This window comes from Planobispora longispora (genome assembly GCF_016863135.1).
GTDB lineage: Bacteria > Actinomycetota > Actinomycetes > Streptosporangiales > Streptosporangiaceae > Planobispora > Planobispora longispora.
Genome location: NZ_BOOH01000009.1, coordinates 82276 through 104260, shown reverse-complemented (window position 1 = coordinate 104260; position 21985 = coordinate 82276). Strand labels below are relative to the sequence as shown.

The window sequence follows — 21985 nt, the reverse complement described above, 5'->3', positions numbered from 1 at the left end:
TGAGCCACGCGGCCGGTTCACGGAGTCGGCCAGCCTCGACATTGATCACAACTACCCCCAGAGGGTCCTCGGGTAAACCCGGGCCAAGTTTTACACATGCCCGACTTTGGTTTCAGTGGACCCGGTAAGCTCATTAATTGCACAAGTATCCCATCAACCACATCTGGGAACAATTTGGGCACAGGGTGAGGCAACCCTGCCAGCGCAGACAGCCCATATAACGATCACGACAAGATGGCCCCGGCGCCCCCTCTCCCGCGCCGCCCGCGCCCCTTCGCCCGCTCCCCCGGGATCCTTCGCGCGGATCTTCCCGCGCCCCTCCGAGCAGTCCCGTCATCCGCCAGTGGGAGACTGGTCGCCATGCGCATCGTGTCCCTCGCCGGCGGAATCGGCGGCGCCCGTTTCCTGCGCGGCCTCCGCGCCGCGGCCCCCGACGCCGACATCACGGTCATCGGCAACACCGGTGACGACATCACCCTCTTCGGGCTGAGGGTCTGCCCCGACCTCGACACGGTGATGTACACCCTCGGCGGCGGCATCAACGAGGAGCAGGGCTGGGGACGCGACAAGGAGTCGCACGCCGTCAAGGAGGAGCTGGCCGCCTACGGCGTCGAGCCGCAGTGGTTCGGCCTGGGCGACCGCGACTTCGCCACCCACATCGTCCGCACCCAGATGCTCGACGCCGGCTACCCGCTCTCGGCGGTCACCGAGGCGCTGTGCGCGCGGTGGGAGCCGGGCGTGCGGCTGATCCCGATGAGCGACGACCGGACCGAGACCCACGTCGTGATCACCGATGAGCGGGGCCGCCGGGCCGTGCACTTCCAGGAGTGGTGGGTCCGCCTGCGCGCCTCGCTCCCGGCCGAGCAGATCATTCTGGTCGGCGCCGACGAGGCCCGGCCCGCCCCCGGCGTGCTCCAGGCGATCGCCGACGCCGACGCCGTGATCCTCCCGCCCTCCAACCCGGTGGTCAGCATCGGCACGATCCTGCAGATCAAGGGAATCCGCGAGGCGCTGGAGGGCAAGACCGTCGTCGGCGTCTCCCCGATCGTCGGCGGCGCCCCGGTCCGCGGCATGGCCGACGCCTGCCTGACCGCGATCGGGGTGGACACCACCGCCCAGGCCGTCCTGGAGCTGTACGGCTCGCCGCTGATCAACGGCTGGCTGGTCGCCGAAGAGGACGCCGGGGTCGCCCTGGACGGCGTCCGGGTCCAGGCCCGCCCGCTGATCATGCACGACGTCGAGTCCGCCGCCGCCATCGCACGCGCCGCGCTCGACCTGGCCGCCGAGATCGCCCGGACCCCGGCCGGGACCCCGGCGGCCCCGGCTCCGGAGGACGCGCGATGAGCAGGATCCGCCGATTCCGGAAGGACGACCCCGCCGAGGTCCGCATCGAGGTCTTCGCGGTCAACGGCATCCCCGAGGTGCGGGAGGGCGACGACCTCGCCGAGCTGATCGTCGCCGCCTGCCCCGACCTGCGCGACGGCGACGTCCTCGTGGTCACCTCCAAGGTGATGAGCAAGGCCGAGGGCCGGACCCGCCGGGGCGACGGCCGCGCCGAGGCGATCGCGGCCGAGACCGAGCGGGTCGTCGCCCGGCGCGGCGAGACCGTGATCGCCCAGACCTCCCACGGCTTCGTCATGGCCGCCGCCGGGGTGGACGCCTCCAACACCGAGCCGGGCACCGTCGTGCTGCTGCCCGCCGACCCCGACGCCTCCGCCCGCACCCTGCGCGCGGGCATCGCCGAGCGCCTCGGCGTCTGGGTGGGCGTGGTCGTCTCCGACACCTTCGGCCGCCCCTGGCGCAACGGCCAGACCGACCTCGCCATCGGCGTCGCCGGAGTGCCCCCCATGCTCGACTACCGGGGCCTGTCCGACGACCACGGCAACGCGCTGGAGGTCACCCTGACCGCCATCGCCGACGAGTTCGCCGCCGCGGGCGACCTGGTCAAGGGCAAGCTGGCGCAGACCCCGGTGGCGGTGATCCGGGGCATGACCGAGTACACCACCCAGGAGGACGGCCCCGGCATCCGCGAGCTGGTCCGCCAGTCCGAGGACGACATGTTCCGGTACGGCTCCCGCGACGTGGTCTTCGCCCGCCGTACCATCCGCGAGTTCTCCCCCGCGCCGGTCGACGGCGCCAAGGTCCGCCGCGCGGTGGACGCCGCGATCGCCGCGCCCGCCCCGCACCACACGACGCCGTGGCGGTTCGTGCTGCTGGAGTCGGCGCAGATCCGCGAGAAGCTGCTCGACGCCATGCGCGAGGCGTGGATCGCCGACCTGCGCGGCGACGGCTTCTCCGAGGAGTCGATCGCCAAGCGGGTCAGGCGCGGCGACGTGCTGCGCAACGCGCCCTACCTGGCGATCCCCTGCCTGGTCATGGAGGGCTCGCACACCTACCGCGACGGGCGCCGCAACGCCGCCGAGCGGGAGATGTTCGTGGTCGCGACCGGTGCGGGCGTGCAGAACTTCCTGGTCCAGCTCGCGGTCGAGGGCCTCGGCTCGGCCTGGGTGTCGTCCACGATGTTCTGCCGCGAGGTGGTCCGCGAGGTGCTCGACCTCCCGGACGCCTGGGACCCCATGGGCGCCGTCGCCATCGGCCGCCCCGCCGCCCCGCCCCGCGACCGCGCCCCCAGGAAGGCCGCCGACTTCATCGTCACCCGGTAAAACGCGGAGATCGATTTCCGCGTTTTACCGGAAGCCGGCATGCCGGCGATGGCGGACCGAGAGGTTCGCGGGCTCCGGCCGTGGGGTCAGGACGCCTTGCGGCAGGTGGGGTGGCACAGGCGGCGGGCCAGGGCGGACAGGAAGACGTCGATGATCTCGCCGGGTTCCGTGGCGACGTGCAGGGAGCCGTTGGTGGCCGTGGCCACCTGGGAGAGCGTGTCCCGGTCGACGTCGTCGCCGAAGGCCAGGACGACGATCTGGACGGGGTACTGCGGGTCCCACTCGTCGCGGAGCGTCCGCAGCAGCTCCGTGCTGGAGATCCCCCTGCCGTCGTCCTTGCCCGAGGTGATGATCAGGAGGGTGTTGTTCATCTGCTCGTCGTAGGCGTTGGTCACCTCGCGGAACCCGGCCAGGACCGAGTCGTTCAGCGAGCTCGACCGGTCGCGGTCGGCGCGCACGGTCCGGGTGAGCTCCTCCAGCCGGCTGCGCCGGATGACCTGCCCGCCGTCCGGCTCGTTGATCGGGCCGATCTTCACCCGCTCCCGCTGGTCGTCGCCGGAGCCCTTGCCGTCGGCGAACTCCCACATGCCCATGTGGGTCGAGTCGGGGAACAGCTGCAGGCCCAGGCGGGCGGCGTCGAGCGCCACGGACAGCTTCGTCTTGCCGCGCTCCCCCTTGATCGGTTCGGCCATGCGCCGGGAGGTGTCGGCCAGCACCAGGATGTTGGTCGGCGGGGCCAGCCTGCTCCACGCCTCCAGCGCCTCGTCGACCCGGGCGGGCACGATGGTGGGGCGGGTCCGGGGGATGTCGGTCGGGATCTCCGGTCCGGGCGAGTAGGGGGCCTTGGTGCCGTCGGCCGAGCGGAAGCCCGCCCGCCGTACCGCCTCCTGGGTCTCCGGGGAGCGGAGCCAGGAGGCGAAGGCCCGCGACCCGCTCGCCTTGGCCGGGTCGCCGGAGGTGACCACGTAGGGATAGTCGAGGTTGATGGTCCCCTCGCGGGGGTGGAGCGCGACGAGCGGGTCGGCGGACGGCCGCCGGTTGTGGAACCACACCGACTGCTCGGGGACGATCACCACCGGCCGCTGCCAGAAGGAGCGCTGGTCGATCGCCTCGACCATGCTCCGGTAGTCGGGCGCGGCTCCCGCCTGGGCCCAGCGGACGAACGCGGTGAGCGCCTGGTCGGCCTCGGGCCCGGTGCCCACCACGTCCCGGGCGGCGGCCACGGTGGCGATGCCGGCCCCGGCGAGCGACGGGTCCGGGACGCGGACCACGTCGGGCTCGTTCTCGTTGGGCGCGATCCGGCCCCGGGTGGTCGCCGGGAAGACCATCCTCCAGTTCATCTCGGTCCTGCCGACCGCGAAACGGTCGGCGAGGGACTTGCGGGTGGCGAAGACCAGCGGCGAGGTGGCCACCACCGTCTCGGTGCCCGCCATGTCCTCCGCGCCCTGCTTGCGGGCGAGCCGGATCCAGGCCGAGGAGTCGGAGATCCACCCGTCGGGGCGCGCCGCGAGCACGCCCGCGGTGCCCCCGATCAGCGTCCGCAGCACGGTGGCCGGCGGTTGCTCGGTGACCTGCACCAGGACGCACCGGCCTTCGGCCTCGACCCGGGCGGCGTTGAACCGCTCGGCCACCTCCATCACGGTCGGCGCGATGTCCACCGCGGCGGCGACGTCGACCAGGACCGAGTCACCGGAGCAGGGGCCGTCCACCTGCTCCAGCGTGAGCACCACGGCCCCCGCCAGGGCGACCGTCACCGCGGCCACGATGAGCGTGAGACGTTGGCGCGCCTGCCGACGGCGCCTCTCGGCGCCGGCGGCCACGCGGTGCCGACCGGGGGTGGACACGCTTGGACCTCTCGTCAGGGGGTGACGATTCTCCCAATGAACCCCTTGCAGAGCGCAAGTATGTATAGAACATGTTATAGACGGTCTAGCGGGACAAAGTTACGCACGCTTTGACAAACTCCGTCGCTCACCGCCGCCGCGGCCAGCCGTTCCGCACTCGGCGCCCCGTAGGAGGTGGTCCGCTGCCGGAGCGGCCGGCCGGTCGGGGCGACCATCTCCGCGATCTCGGTGATCGTCTTGAACGAACCGTTCTCCGACCCGGCCATCCGGCTGATCGTCTCCTCCATCAGCGTGCCGCCCAGGTCGTTGACCCCGCCCTGGAGCACCTGACGGCACAGGTCGTCGCGGAGCTTCACCCAGGAGCACTGGATGTTGGCGATCGCGCCGTGCAGCAGGATGCGGGCCAGCGCGTGCACGGCCCGGTTCTCCCGCGCGGTCGGGCCCGGACGGGCGATCCCGGCCAGGTAGATGGGCGCGCTGTGGTGCACGAACGGCAGCAGCACGAACTCGGTGAACCCGCCGGTCTCCTCCTGGATGCGGCGGATGAGGCGGATGTGCCGGACCCAGTGGGCGTGGGTGTCCACGTGGCCGTACATCATCGTGGAGGTCGTCGGGATGCCCAGCCGGTGGGCGGTCGAGATGATCTCCACCCACTCCGCGGCGGGCAGCTTGCCCTTGGTCAGCACCCAGCGCACGTCGTCGTCGAGGATCTCCGCCGCGGTCCCGGGCAACGAGTCGACCCCGGCCTCCCTGGCGGCGATCAGCCAGTCCTCGATGGACAGGTTCGTCCGGCTCGCGCCGTTGACGACCTCCATCGGGGAGAACGCGTGGACGTGCATCTCCGGGATCCGCGCCTTGACCGCCCTGGCGATGTCGAAGTAGGCGGTGCCGGGCAGGTCCGGGTGGATGCCGCCCTGCATGCACACCTCGGTCGCCCCGGCCTCCCAGCCCTCCTGCGCCCGGTCCGCCACCTCCTCCAGCGAGAGAGTGTAGGCGTCGGCGTCGGTACGGCGCTGCGCGAAGGCGCAGAACCGGCAGCCGGTGTAGCAGACGTTGGTGAAGTTGATGTTCCGGTTGACGACGTAGGTGACGTCGTCCCCCACGGCCTGCGCGCGCAGGCCGTCGGCGATCCGGCACAGCTCGTCCAGGGCCGCGTCGTCGGCTCCGGCGCCGTCGTGGTCCCCGGCCAGCCCGAGCAGGGTCAGCGCCTGCGCCTCGGTCAGCCCGGCGGGATCGCTCTCCGCCCGCCGCAGCGCCTGGCCGACCTCCCCCAGCCGCAGCGCGACCGTCTCCCCGGCGCCCGGGAGACGGTCCCTCAGGGCGTCCCAGTCGCCGTAGACGTGGTCGAAGTCGTCGCGGCGGTCGGCGGTGCGCCCCTCGGCGTCGACCGCCGTGTGCAGATCGGTGCGGCCCACGGAGGTGAAGCCGCCGTCGGGCTCCTGCCAGGGGCGGCCGACGAGCTCGGCGTCCTCGCGGGCGAGCCCGGTCTCCGGGTCGGCGAGGGCCGCGACGTGGGCGCTCACCCGGGGGTCGAGCCACGGCTCTCCGGCGAGCACGTACTCGGGGTAGACCGTCAGCCGTTCCCGCAGCGCGAACCCGGAGGCGGCGGTGCGGGCGGCGAGGTCGTCGATCTGCGGCCAGGGGCGCTCGGGGTTGACGTGGTCGGGGGTGAGCGGGGACACCCCGCCCCAGTCGTCGATCCCGGCCCGGATCATCAGGTCGTACTCGGCCCCCACCAGGTTCGGCGGCGCCTGCACCCGCGCCTTCGGCCCCAGCACCAGGCGGGCCACCGCGATCGTGGCGGCCAGCTCCTGCAGGTCCGCGTCCGGCATGCCGCGCATCGCGGTGTCGGGCTTGGCGCGGAAGTTCTGGACGATGACCTCCTGGAGCCCGCCGTACTCCCGGGAGACCTTCCGCAGCGCGAACAGCGAATCGGCCCGTTCCCCGACCGTCTCGCCGATGCCGATCAGAATGCCGCTGGTGAAGGGCACGTTGGAGCGCCCCGCGTCCTCCAGCACGCGCAGCCGTACGGCGGGGTCCTTGTCCGGGGAGCCGTAGTGCGGCTGCCCCTTCTCCTCGAACAGGCGCCGTGAGGTCGTCTCCAGCATCATGCCCATCGAGGGCGCGACCGGCTTGAGGCGCTGCAGGTCGCGCCAGGTCATGACCCCCGGGTTGAGGTGCGGCAGCAGTCCGGTCTCCTCCAGCACCCGGATCGCCATCGCCCGCACGTAGGAGAGCGTGTCGTCGTAGCCGTGCGCGTCCAGCCACTCGCGGGCCTGGTGCCAGCGGTCCTCCGGCCGGTCGCCCAGCGTGAACAGCGCCTCCTTGCACCCCATCGCGGCGCCCTGCCGGGCGATCTCCAGGACCTCGTCGGGGCTGAGGAACGGGCTGTCGAGCTTGTGCGGGGCGGTGGCGAAGGTGCAGTAGCCGCAGCGGTCGCGGCAGAGCCGGGTCAGCGGGATGAACACCTTGCGGCTGTAGGTGATGACCCCCGGACGCCCGGCGGCCTCCAGACCCGCGTCCCTGACCCGCCCCGCATAGCCGACCAGGGCGTCGAGGTCCGCGTCCCTGGCGTGCAGCAGGACGGTGGCTTCGGCCTGGTCGAGGGCTTTGCCGTCGCGGGCCCTGGCCAGGGCGCGGCGCATCGCGGCTTCGGTGGGGTGTGCGCTCATGTGCGCACATTACGGGGCTTCGCTCACCGGTCCGGCACCCGGGGGCGGGCGGTCGATCGCATAGTTCAGATCTACTAAAGGGAACACTGAAGAAAGTCTCGATAGACGTAAATGCTTGCGCCTGCATAGATTAGAGACATCCAACCGGAACCCCTCCCAGGAGATAGAAATGATCTGGTTCGTCCTCGCCCTCGTCGCCCTCGCCGTCCTCGTCCCGCTGATCGGAGCCGACACGCGCGACGGTCGTGACTGGCAACCCAGCGAGCCCGACCCGTTCCACGGCCTCAGAACGAGCGGCAGCCCCGCGCCCGCGGCCTCCGCCCGCACGAAGGTGGCCGCCCACCACCCGCGACCGGTCGCCGGCTGACCCGGCGCCCGGCCGCCGTGTCGGCGAAGCGGACGCGCCCGGCGAAGCAGGTCGCCTGCCGGGCGTCCTCACGGGACCGGACTCGGAGAAGGCGCTCCCGTCAGCCGAGTCCGGCCAGCGCCCGGTCGGCGGTCAGGCAGCCCGCCGTGGCCAGTTCCAGATTCGCCAGTGACGCGGCGTGGACCTCCTCGGCCGCGGCCGCGACGCAGTCCGCGATCGGGTGCACGTGGAACCCCAGGTCGGTGCCGTGCCTGGCGGTCTGCTCGACCGTGAGGTTGGTGGCGACTCCGGTGACCAGCAGGGTGCGGATCCCGCGCCCGGCCAGCCAGCCGGGCAGCTCGTCGCCCGCCAGCCCGGACAGCCGCTGGTTGTCCACGACGTGCCCGGCCTCCGCCTGCTTCAGCATCTCGGGGATCACCTGCGCGCCCGGAGCGTCCGGCCGGAAGGCCTCCTGGGCGTCTCCGACGGCCTGCATGAACCGGGTGTTGCGCACCAGGCCGCCCTCGCCCTCCGGCACGGTGAAGCGGGTGAACACGACCGGCACGCCCAGCGCGGCCACCGCGTCGTGGAAGCGCGCGGCCCGTTCCACGACGCCGCTGCGGGCCACCGGCCCGGCCAGCATCCCGCCGAAGAACCCCTCCGGCTTGATGACGTTGACCTGCCAGTGCAGGGCCAGGACGGCGGTGTGCCGCGGGTCGAGAACCATGCCCAGATCCTACGGGGACCCGGCGCCCCCACCGCGGCGGACGTGATGCCCCGTCCGGATGACGCGGCGGCGCCACGGATCGCATCGGGCGTGACCGGACGCGCCGCGGCCTCCCCGGGACGGACTCAGAACGAGCGGTAGTCCCGTATCCGCGCCCGCGGCCCGCGGGCGGGCGGCCGTTCGCCGCCCAGCGCCAGCAGGCGGCCGACCCGGTGGCGGTGCCCGCGGTAGGGGGCCAGCAGCCGCAACATCCCCGCGTCGTCGGTGCGCCGCCCGGTCAGCGACCAGCCGACCAGCGACGGCAGGTGGTAGTCGCCCACCGAGACCGCGTCGGGGTCTCCGTGTGAGCGCTGACGCACCTCCGCCGACGTCCAGACCCCGATTCCGGGCAGGGCCCGCAGCAGCCGGTCCAGCTCCGCGCTGCCGGCGGCCGCCTCCAGCTTCTCCGCGTGCCACGCGGCATTCATGACCGTCTTAGCCCGTACGGCCTCCGCCCCGGCCCGGTGCCAGTCCCACGCCGGGATCGACCGCCACACCTCGGGGGCGGGGAAGACCCGCATGCCCTCGGGGGCGGGGCCCGGCGCGGGCTCGCCGTACCGGGACACCAGCCACCGCCACGCCCGCCGGGCCTCCTCGAGCACGACCTTCTGCTCCAGCACGGCGGGGACCAGGGCCTCCAGCACCCGCGAGGTCCGCCCGATCCGCAGCCCCGGATGACGGCGGGCCGCGTCCCGCACCACCCCGTGCCCCGGCGTGAACCCCGCGACGTCGTCGTCCGCGCCGAGCAGCGACGGCAGCGTCTCCAGCAGCCACGGCGCGCCCCGCCCCCAGGCCGAGGCCAGGATCTCCCCGCCCCGCGCGCCGACCCGGAGCGTGCCCGGCCCGTCGGGGGTCCGGCAGGTCCGCCAGATCGCCCCGTCGGGCGTCCGGCGCCAGGTGGGATCCCCGCCCCCGCGCCGGTGCGGGCGCAGGGTCAGCAGGACGTCCAGGGACCCCTCCGGCCGCCAGCGCCGCTCCGCGGCCGGCGGGGCCGAGGCGGCGCGGGTCTCGGCCGGCACGCCGGGAGCGCGCGGCTCGGGGGCCGCGATGCCGGCCGGTCCTCCGGACGGCGGGCCGTACGGCGGGTTCACCGGTGGCTCAGACGTCGCTGGAGAAGCGGATCGCGCATCCGGGCAGCGCGACGCCCGGCCAGACGCGAGCGCCCTCGAGGAGCTCGTTGCCGGGACCGACCACCGCGCCGTCCCCGATCACCGCGTCCCGCAGGACCGCGCCCGAGGCCACGCGCGCGCCGGCCCCGACGACCGAGTCGGCCACGGTCGCCCCGGACTCGACCACGCAGTCGTCGCCCAGGACGCTCCCGGTGACCTTGGCCCCCGCCTCCACCACCGCGCGGGACCCCACCGTCGATCCGCCGGCCACCTTGGCCTCGGACGAGATCACGGCTCCGGGCAGGGCGAGGAGGTCACCCGTCGGGCCGGGCAGGGCGGGCGAGGACAGGCGACCGAGGACCAGGTCGCGGGAGCCCTGGACGAACGCGGCCGGGGTGCCCACGTCGAGCCAGTAGGAGGCGTCGGGGTAGCCGAGCACCCGGGCCCCGGCCTCGATCAGCCCGGGGAAGGTCTCCCGCTCGACCGAGACGACCTCGCCCTCCGGGATCGTGTCGATCACCGAGCGGGTGAAGACGTAGCAGCCCGCGTTGATCCGGTTGGTGACCGGGTTCGGGGTCTTCTCCAGGAAGGCGGTCACCCAGCCCTCGTCGTCGGTCGGCACGCAGCCGAAACGCGAGGGGTCGTCCACCTCGGTCAGGTGCAGGGTGAGGGCGGCCTCCCGGGCGACGTGCCGGGCGACCTGGTCGCCGATGTCGTGCCCGGACAGGATGTCGCCGTTGAGCACCAGCACGGGCGCGTCCGGCCCGCAGGTCAGCGCCTCGGCCGCGTTGCGGATCGCGCCTCCGGTGCCGAGCGGGGTCTCCTCGGTCATGTACACGAGGGAGAGTCCGAACGCCGAGCCGTCCCCGAACGCGTCGGAGAACATCTCCGCGCGGTAGGAGGTGGCGAAGACGACGCGGCGGACGCCGAACGAGCGGGCGCGCGCCAGCTGGTGAGCGAGGAAGGGCACCCCTGCCGTGGGAAGCAGCGGTTTGGGCGTGCCGATCGTCAGCGGGCGCAGGCGTGTCCCCTGCCCGCCGACAAGGAGAACCGCCTCCAGTTCCCGCACAGAGGTCTCTGTCACCCGGTGAGATTAACCCACTATTCGACGGCTCGTTGGTAAGCCAGCATATGTGCCGCGGCCGAGCTCTCCCAGGTGAACTCTCTCGCCCGGGTCATCCCGGCGGAGGAGAGCGCCTCACGGCGTTCCGGCGACTCCAGCAGCGCCCGCAGCCCGGTGGCGATTCCCTCCACGTCGGGCTCGGTGTAGGCGACCGCGTCCCCGCCCACCTCCGGCAGGGAGGCGCAGTGCGTGGTGAGCACCGGGGCGCCGCAGGCCATGGCCTCCAGGACCGGCAGCCCGAAGCCCTCGCCCCGGGAGGGGTAGGCCACCACGAGGGCTCCGCCGAGGAAGCCGGACAGGTCGCCGAAGGGGATGTAGCCGGGGCGGATCACGCGGACGGACGACGACACCTCGGCGACCGCGGCGTCCACCTCGGTGTCGTGCACCCCTCCGGCCAGCACCAGCGCGGGCGGCTCGGAGACGCCCGCGACGGCCTTGGCGAAGCCGCGGATCAGGTTCGGCACGTTCTTGCGGGGCTCCAGCGCCCCGAGGAAGGCGACGTACGGCGTGCCGTGCAGGCCGAGCCGGTCGGCGACGTGCTTGACCTCCTGCTCGGACGGCCGGTGGAACAGCTTCGGATCCGCCCCGTGGTAGGCCACGTCGATCCTGGTGGGGTCGGTGCCGAGCACCCGGACCAGCTCGTCCCTGGTCGCCTTGGACGGGACGATCACCCGGCTGGCGCGCCGGACGGCGGTGCGGGTGGCGTTCCTGAAGAAGGAGGCCTTGTCCACGCTGTGCTGCGAGGGCTCGGTGAACCAGGTGACGTCGTGCACGGTCACCACGACCGGCAGGCGGGTGTCGAGGGGGATCGAGTAGTAGGGGGCGTGGATCACCTGGGCCCCGGTCTGCTCGGCGACGACCGGGAGCCCGGTCTGCTCCCAGGCCAGCCGGGTGGCCCGGTTGGTGATCGCGGGCGGTCCGGACAGGATGCGGGCCGAGGGCGCCAGCCGGCTGTACCGCTCGGCGTCGGCACGCTGGCAGACCACCGCCACATCCGCGCCCGCCCGCCCGAGCGCGGCGACGAGTCCGTCGACATACCTGATCAGCGCGCCGCGATCGGCCGGCACCGCGGCCGCGTCAACGAGCACACGAGGCGTCACGAAGGATCGCTCCCCTCAAGGACCACGCGGGACCGGCGGTCCCCTCTCCGCTTCACCCTATTGCCAGAACGGTCCGGAACGTGGGCCGAATCACACGCCTTCTCGATCGGTGGGACCGCGTCCCGCAGCGCCGTCCGGGTCGCCGTCCGGGTCGCCGTCCGGCTCGCGCCCGAGGCCGGCCGGGCGGCGGGCCGCCAGACCCGCCGCGGCCGCGCACGCCAGGTCTCCGAGGACGATCGTCACCCGGGAGCAGAGCGCCGCCGCGATCGCGGATCCGGAGTCCAGGACGGGCGCCAGCACGGCCACCATGGCCACTTCGCGCACTCCCGCCCCGGCGGGCACCACGAACGTCATGATCCCCAGGCACCACGACAGCGCGAACGCCCCGACGGAGAACGCGACGGCCGAGACGCCCGAGACGCCCGCGGGGTCCAGTTCGCGGACGATCGCGGCCAGGTGCAGGCCGTACGCGGTCCAGCCGAGCAGCGCCCAGCCCAGCGCGGTGAGCATGCCGCGCCGGGTCAGCGGGCGCTCCAGCGGCTCGCGCCCGAGCTTCCGCAGCCCGAACCCGATCACCGCGTTGATCACCCGGGGCTCGAACGCCACCGCGAGGACCGGGATGAGCAGGAACATCCAGGCGTACGGCGCCGCCGCCCCCGGCCGGGCCGCCAGCAGCGTCACCCCCGAGACCAGCAGCCCGCTGCCGAGCTGGACCGGCATCGTCAGGAAGAACGCCGCCGCGCTGCGCGATCGGGGGATCCCCAGTTCGCGTCCCATCTCCATCTGGGCGATGACCGGCCAGAGCGAGCCGGGGATGTATTTGCCGAGCTGGCCGACGAAGAAGACCCTGGCCGCCGGGCGGAGCGGGAGCGGCGAGCCGAGGTCGGCCAGCAGCGCCCGCCAGGTCAGCATGCCGCCGCCCAGGGCCGCGACCACGGCGAGCAGCGAGAGCACGAGGGAGAGCCAGGACAGCCGGGCGAACCCGGCGCGCACGGCGTCCCACTGGCCCGCCACCGCCCACGTCCCGAACCCCAGGGCCGCCAGCAGGAACACGATCCGGAGCAGCCGCCTGGCCCGGGACGGGCGCGCGGGGCCCGCGGGCGCGGACTCCGCGGACGCGGGAGGCTCGGGATCCGGGGGGACGGGATTCACCGGGTCTGGACGGGGTCGGGAGGCTGGGGCAGGACGGGCCCGGCCGGGCGGCGGGCGCCCTTGGTGGCCACCCACAGGTAGGTCGGCACCACCGGCAGCAGCGCGCGCAGCACGGCGCGGGGCAGCCGGGACAGCACGCCCCCGGCCACGCGCCCGATCACGCCCGGGAACAGCTCCGAGCCCGCGAAGGCCGCCGGGGTGGCCAGCACCGGGAAGGTGTAGTCCCAGACCCGGAAGCCCCGGGCCATCTTCCGCAGGCCGCGCCGGGTCCGGTAGCGCTCGTAGTAGCTGTCGGCCCGGCCGGACAGGCGGACGTAGCGGTCGGCCAGGGCGGGCGGCAGGTAGGACAGGAAGGGGAGCTTGTAGTGGGGCTCCATGACCCCGAGCCGGTTGCCCAGCCCCAGGTAGAGCACGCCGTCGTCGGCGAGCACCCGGCGCATCTCGGCCATGATCGCGTCGGGGTCGACCACGTGCTCGTAGATGTGGTTGAAGACCAGCACGTCGATCGAGCCGTCGGGGAAGGGCAGCGCGGTGCCGTCGGCGCACACGAACTCCACCCGCTCGCCGAAGCGCGCGGCCGCCTTGCGCAGGCCGGGCACGTCGATGTCCACGCCGAAGGTCCGGGCCGCGCCCGCGTTCGCCAGCTCGTCGGCGATGAACCCGGCCGAGCAGCCGATGTCGGCGACGGTCAGGCCCGCGAGGACGTCCTCGTCCCGGCCGAGGAAGTGGCCGAGCACCGCCACGATCTTCGCGGCCTTCCTGCGGCGCTTCTCCTCGTCCAGCATCGCCGCCTGGAACTCGGAGTACTCAAGCTGCGCCACTCGTTTCGTGCTCACGGGGCCCTAGGGTACCGGCGCGGCGAAACCCTACCACCGGGTAACCGCAACGTCGTACCCTTGGCGAATGCTCAGCCGCCTGCGATCGAGCCGTCTGCTCCGCGTCCTGCTGGCACTGGTCGCCCTCGCCTTCGTCGGGTACGGCCTGGCCCGCAACTGGGACGACACCGTCTCCTCCCTCGCCAAGCTGTCGTGGTGGTCGGTGGCCGGATCCATCGCCGTGGTGATGATCGGCATCTGGATCATGATGGTCGCCTGGCAGCGGGTCCTGGCCGGGCTCGGCTCCGCGTTCCCGCTCCGCACGGCCGCCCGCGTGCTGTTCGTGGGCCAGCTCGGCAAGTACGTCCCGGGGTCGGTCTGGGCCTACGCCGCGATGATGGAGCTGGGCCGCGACCACGGCTGCCCGCCCCGGCGCACCTTCGGCGGCACCTCGATCGGCCTGGTGATCTCGCTCGGCTGCGCGGTCGGCCTCGCCGCCGCCACGCTCCCGTTCACCGCCCGGGAGGTGGCCGAGCGGACGTGGTACCTCGCGCTGATCATCCCGGTGATCCTCGTCTGCCTGCACCCGAGGATCCTCACCTGGGGGCTGAACCAGGCGCTGCGGCTCGCCCGCCGGGAGCCCTTCGACGAGGTGCTCTCCGGCCGCGCCCTGCTGGAGGTCACGGCGTGGACGATCGCCGGCTGGCTGGTGTACGGCCTGCACCTGTGGCTGGTCATCGGCGACCTGACCGGCGACTTCTCGTTCTACCTGCTGGGCGCCGGGGCCTACGCCTTCGCCTGGGCCACCGGGCTGCTGTTCGCGTTCATCCCGGCCGGGGTGGGCGTGCGCGAGGGCGCGATGGTGCTGGTCCTCGCGCCGACGATCGGCGAGGGCAACGCCATCGTCGCCGCGGTGATCTCCCGGCTGGCCTTCACCTTCGCCGACGTGGCCTGGGCGGGGATCGGGTTCCTGCTGGGCCGCGGGGCTCAGCGCCCGGCGCCCGACCCCGCCGAGACCAGCGCCTCGACGTACGCCGCCCAGTAGGGCTCGGGGTCCACGGCCTTGACCCCGGCGCGCAGCCGCTCGGGCTCGCCCGGCCGGTAGAAGCGCGTCAGCGCCTCGCGCAGCGCCTCCACCGACCCCGGCTCTGCCAGCAGCCCGTCCACCCCGTCGGTGACGTGCTCGCCCAGCGTCCCGACCCGGGTGGCGATCACCGGCACGCCCTGCTCGTGGCCGAGCCAGACCTGCTGGCTGGCCGTGCCGCTCCGGTAGGGCAGCACGAGCGCGTCCACGTCCTCGAACAGCGCGGGCACGTCCTCGGCCGCGACGTATCCGGGCCGCAGCTCCACCCGGTCGCCCAGGCCCAGCCCGGCGACGAGCGCCTCGGTCTCCTCCAGGCCGCCCCAGAACTCCCCCGCGACCCGGAGCGAGACGCCCTCCGGCAGCGCGCGGATCAGCAGGTCGAGCCCCTTGTACGGACGGACCAGCCCGAAGAACAGCAGCCGCCCCCGCGCCCCGATCGGCTCGGGGCGCGTCACGGCCCTGGCCGGCAGGTGCGGGGCCATCTGGGCCACGGTCACCGGCGCGGGCGCCAGCTCCCGGGCCAGCGCCGCCTGCGCCTCGGAGTGGGCGAGCACCCCGTCCACTCGGCGCAGCAGCGCCTTCATCAGCGGCGCGTCGTACGGCTTGCGCTCGTGCGGGAGCACGTTGTGGCACAGCGCCACCACCGGGGCGTGACGGCGCAGGCCGTACAGGATGCCGAGATAGGGCGGTACCTGCACCGGGCTGAGCACGGCGAGGATCACCAGGTCGGCGGTGCGCAGCCGGCGCCCGCACTCGACCCAGCCGTCGGGGCGGCGCCAGTCGAGCCGGCGGAAGGACCGCGGGTACGGCTCGCCGTCCGGGCTGTCCACGGTCTGCCGCCCCGGGTAGAGGAACGACGGATACTGCGCCTTCCACGACTCGATGACGACGTCGTGCCCGGCGGCCGCGAGGCGGTGGGCCAGCTCCGTGGTGTGCGCGGCCCCGCCGCCCTTGTAGGGGAAGGTCGGCCCGACGATCGCGATCCGCACGGCTACTCGCTCCTGGAGCGCACGATGAGGTCGGCCAGCAGCGCCAGCGACCCGATCAGCAGCCCGGTCACGAAGATGATGATGGTGTTGTTGGCCAGGTAGAACGGGGTCTTGACGTTGTCGTAGATCCCCTTGGCGATGCCGATGCCGACCAGCCAGATCGCCGGCGGCATGAGCACCTTGAGCGGGTTGAAGTACATCACCATCCGCAACACCTGCAGGATGTAGCGGTAGGCGTCGGAGACGAAGCTGAACTTCGACGTGCCCGCCCGCTTGCTGTACTCGATCGGCAGGTAGTAGACGTCGTGCTGGTTCGACAGGAACGACAGCGTGATCGTCGTGACGCAGGAGAACCCGGGGGGCAGCAGCCGCAGGTACGGCCGGGCGACCGACTTGCGGAAGGCGCGCAGCCCGGAGTTGAGATCGGGGATCTTCTGCCCGGCCAGCCGCTCGGCGACCTTGCGGATGAACCACTTGGCCGGGACCCGCAGGAACTTGTGCGAGCCCTCCTCGGTGGTCCGCGCGCCCACGACCTGGTCGATCGTGGCGTCCTTCTCCAGGATCTGCACCAGCTCGGGGATGCGCTCGTTCGGATAGGTCATGTCCGCGTCGGTCCACACGACGATCTCGCCGCGCGCCTCCTGCGTGCCGATCCTGCGCACGGTGCCCGAGCCGCCGTTGCGGTGGAACGCCCTGATCCGCATGTTCGGGAACCGCGGCGCGGCCTCCTTCAGGCGGGCGAGGGTCTCGTCGGTGGAGCAGTCGTCCACGGCCACGAGCTCGTAGGTGTAGCCGCTGTCGTCCATGGCCCGGCAGATGCGCTCGACCTCGTCGATGACGTGGTCCTGCTCGTTGTAACAGGGCAGGACGATCGTGACGTACGGCGTTGCGTCCACAGCTGATCCACTCTCGGGGGTCTCGGGCGTGCTCACGACGGGCGAGGATACTCTGCCCAGCCGGAAGCCGTACCCACATCACCCGGTTCGGCCATCCGCACGAGGCTTTCGATCACCCGAGGACGGCCGCCGGACGCGGCGGCGCCGATCCCTCTTCCTCCCGGCGCCGATCCTTTTCCGCCCGGCGGCCCCGTCCGGCCCTATCCCGCGGGCATGACGGGGAGCACCTCCCCGACGCCGGGCAGGGACTCCAGCGCCTCGGCCGTCCTGTCCGCCTCCGCGGGCTCGGCGCGGCGGGAGAGTTTCACGTAGAAGGTCTCGTACAGCTGCTCCGGCGGGGGAGCCGTCTCCCCGTCCGCGCCCTGCGGCCCGTGGCGCCGCAGCATCCGGGCGAGGTGGTCGCGATCCTGCAGGTAGACCGTCTCGACGCCGGGCAGATCCCACAGCCGGTCGAGAACCGCCTCCTTCTCCGCGTCGGTGGCGGCGCCCGCGGTTCCGCCGGGCCGGTTCCGCGCGCACTCCTCCTCCAGCCGGTCGGCCGTCGCGCACAGCCGGACCGCAAGATCCGCCTTGCCCGACCAGACATCCGGAAACTCCCGGACCACCGCCTCGACCTCCGGGAACGCGTCCACCCGCGCGGCCACCGCGGCGAAGTCGGCGTCCCGGCGCAACGTGCCCCGCAGATGGGGGGTGAAGGGAACGCCCTCCGCCGCCTCCTCACCCATGACGGCGCGGCGGACCGTCGGCTTCCCGTGCCCCTCCCCGCTCACGTAGAAGGCCTCGGCCAGCTCGGGCATCGCCCGCATGCGCTCCGCCACCGCCGTGTACTCGGCCTCCCCGGCCTTCCTCCGCCCGGGACAGCGGCCACGACCCTCCCCCGGCCCGTAACCGCCGCACAGAATGACCATGAACCGCACCTGCTCCGGGAACGCCGACGCCGGCGGGGGCAGCGGTTCGCGGGACCGCTCGTGGAGGTACCGGCCGCCGATCCCGGCCGCCCCGAGCACCACCGCCGCGACGACGCAGACCGCCGCCAGCCGGGAGTGCGCCCGCAGCCACCCCTCCACCCGGTTCCGCAGCCACGGCTCCCGATCGGGCCCGCCGCCGAAGGAGAGCTCCTCATCCCCGGAAGACGGCCCCGCGTGCTCAGGAAACGGCATGAGGCGACTATCCCAAATCGTCTACTCGACGTCACCCACACCCGGCAGCCCCTCCACCACCCCGGCGTCCGCCCGCTCCGGCCCGGGACCCGCGATCCCGGTCGGGAAGACGGGAGTCCCCGGCCGGGGAGCGTTCACCCCGGCGGAGTGGGTGTCATCCCGAGAGCCCGATGGGGAACACGCCTCCGACGCCGGGCAGGTGCTTGACCGCCCCGGCGATCGCGGCGAGACCGGCGGGGTCGGAGAGTTTCACGTAGAAGGTCTCGCGTGTGCGCTCCGCCCCGAGAGGCACGTGCTCGGCCGGGTCCTGCGGCTCGTACTGCCGCTTGAGCCGCAGGACGTCCTCCCTGCCCTGCAAGTAGACCGTCTCGACGCCGGGCAGGTCCCACAGCCGGTCGAGAACCGCCTTCTTCTCCCTCTCGGTCGCCGGGATCCCGGTTCCGGCCGTCCGGCCCTCCCGGCATCCCCGCGCCAGCCGCTCCCCCTCCACGCACAGGGCGACGGCGAGGTCGGCTTTGCCCGCCCAGACGTCCGGGAGCTCCCGGAGCACCGCCACGACCCCGGGGCTCTCGCGCAGCCGGGCCGCGACCTTCTCGAAGTCCCCGCCGCGGCGGAGCACGGCCTCGACGCTGGCGTGGAAGAACAGCTCGTCCGCCCGCTCCGGTTCACCGATGGCGGTGTAGTAGGCCAGCGCCCTGCGGCCGTCCTCCTCCTTGCTCACGAAGGCGACGTCCTCCAACTCGGGCATCGCCCGCATGTGCTCGGCGATCGCCCGGCCCTCGGCATCCGTCACCTCGCCCATGTCAGGACAGGTCCACGCCTCCACCCGCTGGCCGCAGAGGTGGGCCACGATACGCATCTGCGCGGAGAGCGGGGCGTCGGGCGGGGGCAGCGGCTCGCGGGAACGCTCGTAGAGATACCGTCCCCCGGCCCCGGCCGCCCCGAGCAGCGCCAGCACCACGGCGCAGGCGGTCAGCAGCCGGGCGTGCCTCCGCCGCCGGTCTTCCAGCCATGTCCGGAGCCGCTCCCGGACCCCGGGCTCCCGGTCCGGGTCGCCACCGCCGAAGGAGAGCTCCTCGTACCCGGAGGAGGATTCCTGGTGATCGCGGAAGGCCATGGATCGACTATGCCAAACCCCCTCAGAGAACGGCTATCCCACCGTCTTCTCGACCGACGCCCCTCGGCTCCCGTCGGTTTCCCGGCCGTGAGTCCGTCATACGGGGATCAGCGCGGGCCGGACGGCCGGGCGGGCGGCGTCGAGGAGTACGGCGATGTCTCCCGGATCCGAGGTGAGGATGCTCGCAGTGGTCCGGATCGCCATGACGGCCACGGTGGCGTCCACCACGTCCGAGGTGCGTGCCTTCCCGCACAGCACGCCTGCTTCGCGCCCCACGACCTCCGCCATCTCCACGATCTCGCAACCGAACAGCAGGCGTGCCAGCGATGCCTGGCGTGCAGAGCCCCGCCAGACCTGAGCGAGCACGGGAACGGGAACGATGATGCGGCGCTTCTCGTCCAGCGCCTGCCGGTGAAGATGCCAGAGGGCGGCTTTGTCGGCCTCTGCCGCGATGAGGGCTCCCGCGTCGTATACGAGCGCGGAACGGGGGGCTACCGCTCTCATCCGGCGATACGCTCCTCATCCACGCCCCCGAACATCTGGGCATCGGCGTCGGCGAGCACCGCCGCCGCACGGGACAGGTCGGCCGCCGTGATGGCCCCGTGTTCCCTTTCCCATTCGGTGACCGCGGCCAAGCCCGCCTCGACTCTCGCCGAATGGGCCGCTGCCCTGGTCACCCAGGCGGACACGCTGAGGCCCGCACGTTCAGCGGCCACGCTGACGGCTTCCGCCACTTCTTCCGGAAGGGACACCGAGATTTTTCTTACGGCCATATTCCTATGGTACTACCCCGGTAGGAACCGCCGAAGGAAGTAGCGGGAAGCCGGCAGGTCCTTCACCGGCACGGGGTGCGGAAGCTCACCCCGCGGCCATCCATACGTCGATCCTGAGGGACCACGTGCCGTCGGGGGCCTTGACCAGGGAGCGCTCGTCCTGGCGGGTGCGCAGGGCCATCACCTGGACCGGCGTGCCGTACGGCGCCAGCTGGCCCGGCTCGGCGGCGAGCAGGACCGGGACCCGGCCCGCCGCCCGGACGCGGCCGATCAGGCGGGTGACGTCGTCCGGCGCCGGGAGGTCGGCGTCCGGGGCGACCTCGACCCCGGCGGCGGGCACGCCGCACACGCCCCGGACGAGCTGGGTGAGCCGGTCGGCGGTGACCCGCTCCACCAGCAGGACCGAGGCGTTCTCCGGGAGGGCGGCGCACATGGCCTCGACCGCCGCCCGCTCTCCCCGGCCGACCGGGGTGAAGGCGGTCCCGATGGAGGTCGCGGCCGGTGGGACGAGCAGGAGCACCGCGCCGAGGGCGGTGAGACGGGCCGGGGTCGCGGCGCGGCGGAGACGGGCGGCGACCGGTCGGCCGGACGCGGCGGCGGTCGGCTCGCCGTACCCCCGTCTCCGGGCCCTCTCCCCGATCCGGCGCACCGCCCAGACGGCGAGCAGCACCAGCCCGGGAATGATCACCGGGACCAGCCGCCGGGCGGCGAAGGGGTGGTCGGGGGTGATGGCCGGGCGGTAGAGCGTGGTGACCGTCGTCCAGCCGATGATCATCAGTGGGAGGAGCCATTCGGAGGCGATCCCCCTGACCAGCCCGCGGACCAGCACGGCCCCCGCGAGCGTGGCGAGCACCACCGCCGGAGGCCCGATGTACCAGGCCACCCAGTGCAGCGCGTCCTCGTAGTAGAGCCGGGTCCCGTCCGACGGCAACCCGTTCGCCGCCTGGGTCTTCTCGATGAAGTCCGAGGTCAGCAGGTCTTCGGGGGTGGTCGCGTGGCGGGTCACGGTCTGCAGCAGCGGCCGGATCGCGAACAGGCCCATGACGAGCACGACCGCGCCCCCCGCCAGACCGGGCAGCCGCCGGATCCGGGCGAGCCTCCGCAGCGGGGCCGCGAGCCGGGGGGCGAGCGCGGCGGCGATCACCGTGAGGAGCAGGACGGCGGCGCAGACGGCCAGCAGGGGGACCAGGGAGCCGGAGAGGTAGTCCAGGTACGGCGCGGCGAGCAGGACGGCGGCGAGCAGGCCGAGGCCGGCGCCCGCCAGCAACCCGGCCAGCAGCGGCACGCCGAGCCTGCCGTCCCCGCGGGCACTCGACGTCTCCGGGGCAGAAGCGCCGGATCCGCCGGCCCTCCGGACGCCCGACGCCGCCTGCGCCCGGCTCTCGGCCCTGCGCAGGGCGACCAGAGCCCCCGCGTAGACCAGCACGGGCAGCACGTCCCGCAGGCCGTCGATCCTGACCAGGATGGCGAGCCCGAAGACCAGTCCGGCCACCGCCGCCCCGGCCGTCGCGTCGCGGGCCGGGACGGCGGGCGTCTCCGCCGTGCCGGACGGCGCCGCCCGCCGGGCCGCGCGCAGCCGGGCACGCGCGTCGAGCAGCAGGGACATCCCGCCGAAGAGCAGGATCAGGGACGGGATCTCGCTGAAGGCGGTCCGCGAGGTGTAGAGGATCGGCAGGCTCACCGCGAACGCCGGCGCGGCGAGCGCCGCCCAGCGGGCCCCGGCCAGCCGGGCGACGGTCCCGGCGAAAACGAGCACCGCCAGGGCGCCCAGCACCGGCGGGGTCAGCAGCAGCCCCGGCGCCCCTCCCAGCCAGTGGCCGATCGCGTGGACCATCGGCGGCCCCGGCATGAACTGCGGCACGACCGCGCCGCCGTGGTCGTAGAAGCCCACGCTGCCGAAGCGGAGCGCCGGGTCGGGACCGCCGAAGGCGGCCTCGCCGTACGGGATCGGGAGTGAGCCGCGGGTGGCCAGCCAGACGGCGTACTGCGCGTAGGTGGCGGGGTCGCGCCGGACGATGAGCTGCTCGCTGTGGAAGACGGCGTTGAAGATCCCCGAGCCGAGGGCGGCCGCGACCACCGCGGCCGCCTGCCATCCGCTCGCGGCGGGGATCCCGGGCGGGCGGCGCAGGCCGTACCGGCACAGCAGCCCGGCCGCGGCCAGGCCCAGCGGGACCGCGGCGAGCGGCCGGAACCAGCCGAGCAGGAGCAGCGGGAGCCCGGCGGCCAGCCAGCCCGCCAGGGCGAGCGCGGGCAGGGCCGACGCCACGGCGAGCACCCGCCCCGCCGAGGGCCTCCGCCCGCGATCCGGCAGGCCGGTTCCCATGATTGCCACCGAGGTTCCCATGATTGCCACCGAGGGTAGCGGCAGCCCCCGGC

At 73.4% G+C, this 21985-nt stretch carries 19 protein-coding genes; 4 read left to right on the top strand and 15 right to left on the bottom strand.

Annotated elements, in window-relative coordinates; translation table 11 throughout:
• Window positions 1-360: 360 nt before the first annotated feature.
• Window positions 361-1344 (top strand): 2-phospho-L-lactate transferase, encoded by a 984-nt coding sequence (cofD, locus tag Plo01_RS04585; RefSeq protein WP_203889208.1) that lies wholly within the window; start codon window positions 361-363, stop codon window positions 1342-1344.
• Window positions 1341-2663: a coenzyme F420-0:L-glutamate ligase gene (locus tag Plo01_RS04580; RefSeq protein ID WP_203889207.1), complete on the top strand. Its 1323-nt coding sequence runs from the start codon at window positions 1341-1343 to the stop codon at window positions 2661-2663. Before cofD ends, Plo01_RS04580 begins: the two co-directional genes overlap by 4 nt.
• A gap of 86 nt (window positions 2664-2749) precedes the next feature.
• Here Plo01_RS04580 and Plo01_RS04575 read toward each other — a convergent pair whose 3' ends face one another.
• On the bottom strand, window positions 2750-4507 hold the full coding sequence (locus Plo01_RS04575) for a substrate-binding and VWA domain-containing protein (protein ID WP_203889206.1): 1758 nt from the start codon (window positions 4505-4507) through the stop codon (window positions 2750-2752).
• A 74-nt stretch (window positions 4508-4581) separates the two neighbouring features.
• On the bottom strand, window positions 4582-7179 hold the full coding sequence (locus tag Plo01_RS04570) for a bifunctional FO biosynthesis protein CofGH (RefSeq protein WP_203889205.1): 2598 nt from the start codon (window positions 7177-7179) through the stop codon (window positions 4582-4584).
• A 169-nt stretch (window positions 7180-7348) separates the two neighbouring features.
• Here Plo01_RS04570 and Plo01_RS04565 point away from each other — a divergent pair, with 169 nt between their 5' ends.
• A complete protein-coding gene (locus Plo01_RS04565) occupies window positions 7349-7546 on the top strand; it encodes a hypothetical protein (protein ID WP_203889204.1) in 198 nt (65 codons plus the stop codon).
• Between the two features lie 100 nt (window positions 7547-7646).
• On the opposite strand, the gene Plo01_RS04560 is transcribed toward Plo01_RS04565, so the two are convergent.
• The 6 genes from Plo01_RS04560 to Plo01_RS04535 form a co-directional block, all read right to left on the bottom strand.
• The gene (locus Plo01_RS04560) at window positions 7647-8252 is read right to left on the bottom strand and encodes a cysteine hydrolase family protein (protein ID WP_203889203.1); all 606 of its coding nucleotides are present in this window, start codon (window positions 8250-8252) and stop codon (window positions 7647-7649) included.
• Between the two features lie 125 nt (window positions 8253-8377).
• On the bottom strand, window positions 8378-9310 hold the full coding sequence (locus Plo01_RS04555) for a DNA-3-methyladenine glycosylase family protein (protein ID WP_239315891.1): 933 nt from the start codon (window positions 9308-9310) through the stop codon (window positions 8378-8380).
• A 79-nt stretch (window positions 9311-9389) separates the two neighbouring features.
• Complete coding sequence (gene manB, locus Plo01_RS04550) at window positions 9390-10484, bottom strand: mannose-1-phosphate guanylyltransferase (protein ID WP_239315878.1); 1095 nt, start codon at window positions 10482-10484, stop codon at window positions 9390-9392.
• A 17-nt stretch (window positions 10485-10501) separates the two neighbouring features.
• Complete coding sequence (locus Plo01_RS04545) at window positions 10502-11623, bottom strand: glycosyltransferase family 4 protein (RefSeq protein ID WP_239315877.1); 1122 nt, start codon at window positions 11621-11623, stop codon at window positions 10502-10504.
• Window positions 11624-11713: 90 nt separating this feature from the next.
• Complete coding sequence (locus tag Plo01_RS04540) at window positions 11714-12775, bottom strand: lysylphosphatidylglycerol synthase domain-containing protein (protein WP_239315876.1); 1062 nt, start codon at window positions 12773-12775, stop codon at window positions 11714-11716.
• A complete protein-coding gene (locus tag Plo01_RS04535; protein ID WP_203889202.1) occupies window positions 12772-13611 on the bottom strand; it encodes a class I SAM-dependent methyltransferase in 840 nt (279 codons plus the stop codon). Before Plo01_RS04535 ends, Plo01_RS04540 begins: the two co-directional genes overlap by 4 nt.
• Window positions 13612-13678: 67 nt before the next feature.
• Between Plo01_RS04535 and Plo01_RS04530 the strand changes: the two genes are divergently transcribed.
• A complete protein-coding gene (locus tag Plo01_RS04530) occupies window positions 13679-14635 on the top strand; it encodes a lysylphosphatidylglycerol synthase transmembrane domain-containing protein (RefSeq protein WP_203889201.1) in 957 nt (318 codons plus the stop codon).
• Here Plo01_RS04530 and Plo01_RS04525 read toward each other — a convergent pair.
• The 7 genes from Plo01_RS04525 to Plo01_RS04495 form a co-directional block, all read right to left on the bottom strand.
• A complete protein-coding gene (locus Plo01_RS04525; RefSeq protein WP_203889200.1) occupies window positions 14578-15663 on the bottom strand; it encodes a glycosyltransferase family 4 protein in 1086 nt (361 codons plus the stop codon). The genes Plo01_RS04530 and Plo01_RS04525 overlap by 58 nt on opposite strands.
• A 2-nt stretch (window positions 15664-15665) precedes the next feature.
• Window positions 15666-16595: a glycosyltransferase family 2 protein gene (locus tag Plo01_RS04520; protein WP_203889199.1), complete on the bottom strand. Its 930-nt coding sequence runs from the start codon at window positions 16593-16595 to the stop codon at window positions 15666-15668.
• Window positions 16596-16759: 164 nt separating this feature from the next.
• A complete protein-coding gene (locus Plo01_RS04515; protein WP_203889198.1) occupies window positions 16760-17719 on the bottom strand; it encodes a permease-like cell division protein FtsX in 960 nt (319 codons plus the stop codon).
• A gap of 154 nt (window positions 17720-17873) precedes the next feature.
• Complete coding sequence (locus tag Plo01_RS04510; RefSeq protein ID WP_203889197.1) at window positions 17874-18836, bottom strand: permease-like cell division protein FtsX; 963 nt, start codon at window positions 18834-18836, stop codon at window positions 17874-17876.
• 96 nt (window positions 18837-18932) lie between these two features.
• A complete protein-coding gene (locus Plo01_RS04505) occupies window positions 18933-19340 on the bottom strand; it encodes a PIN domain-containing protein (RefSeq protein WP_203889196.1) in 408 nt (135 codons plus the stop codon).
• On the bottom strand, window positions 19337-19609 hold the full coding sequence (locus Plo01_RS04500) for a ribbon-helix-helix protein, CopG family (protein ID WP_203889195.1): 273 nt from the start codon (window positions 19607-19609) through the stop codon (window positions 19337-19339). The genes Plo01_RS04505 and Plo01_RS04500 overlap by 4 nt, the downstream gene beginning before the upstream one ends.
• A gap of 85 nt (window positions 19610-19694) precedes the next feature.
• Window positions 19695-21932 carry a hypothetical protein gene (locus Plo01_RS04495; RefSeq protein WP_203889276.1) on the bottom strand — a complete coding sequence of 746 codons (2238 nt, stop codon included), beginning with the start codon at window positions 21930-21932 and terminating at the stop codon, window positions 19695-19697.
• Between the last annotated feature and the right edge of the window lie 53 nt (window positions 21933-21985).